Here is a 799-nt window from a genome sequence, read left to right as displayed (position 1 = left end):
CTTGTCGGAACGACTTGGCTTGGACCGGGCTTGATTAAGTTGGGATGGCGGTAGAAGCGATGAAAGCTCTGTGTTGTCTTGTGGTATGCCCGCTTGGGCAGTACCAGCAAACGGCGCTCTCCCAAGACCTGAAACAGCCTATCTCGGCCGACCTGGAATCGTTTGTCAGGTTGGCAATGCAGCAAATAGTGCAGCTTACGGGTACCCAGACGGGGCTGGCGCAGCCGGACTTGCTGAACAAACTGAACCACCCGATCTGCCTGGCGCTCTTTGCCATCAGCAGCTCGGTTGCGCTTGTAGTAAGCCTGTCGACTGATGCCTAGAAACTGACAAGCCCTGGCAATGCTCAGTCCTGCGACTTGACCTTGCGAGAGGACTTGCCGGATCGCTTTTTTACGACCGAGACACCATAGTCATTTTTCAGAACATCAACGACCGTTTCAAAGAACTGGGCCTTCTGGCTCATCAGCTCAAGCTGCTGCTCAAGCTCTTTGATCCGCTGCTCTGGAGTGAGCGTTTTGGGGTCAGACATCGCGCAGCTCCTCTCGTCGCGGATCGAGGCCCCCTGGCTCCAATCCTGCCGACCGTGCTTACGCAACCATACCAGAACCGTCGACCGTCCCTGGATGCCATACCGCACCTGGGCCTGCTTGTAGGTCAGTTCGCCTTTTTCAATCTGATCAACCACCGCCAATTTAAAAGACAGTGAGTAATCACGCTGTGTGCGCTTTACACCTTGCTCCATCTGACTCTCCGGAAATTCGGGATGGGAGGTGTAAACCTTATTCAGGACGGGACA

The 799-nt window shown here is 54.8% G+C and carries 1 pseudogene; it reads right to left on the bottom strand.

The features are described from left to right. A pseudogene (locus NP552_RS25840) lies at positions 1-745 on the bottom strand (IS3 family transposase); the annotation flags it as partial. Positions 746-799 lie beyond the last annotated feature (54 nt).

Source organism: Pseudomonas sp. 8209, from assembly GCF_028682105.1.
Classification (GTDB): domain Bacteria; phylum Pseudomonadota; class Gammaproteobacteria; order Pseudomonadales; family Pseudomonadaceae; genus Aquipseudomonas; species Aquipseudomonas palmensis.
The sequence above is the reverse complement of the archived record's forward strand: the minus strand, read 5'-3'. Positions and strand labels throughout refer to the sequence as shown.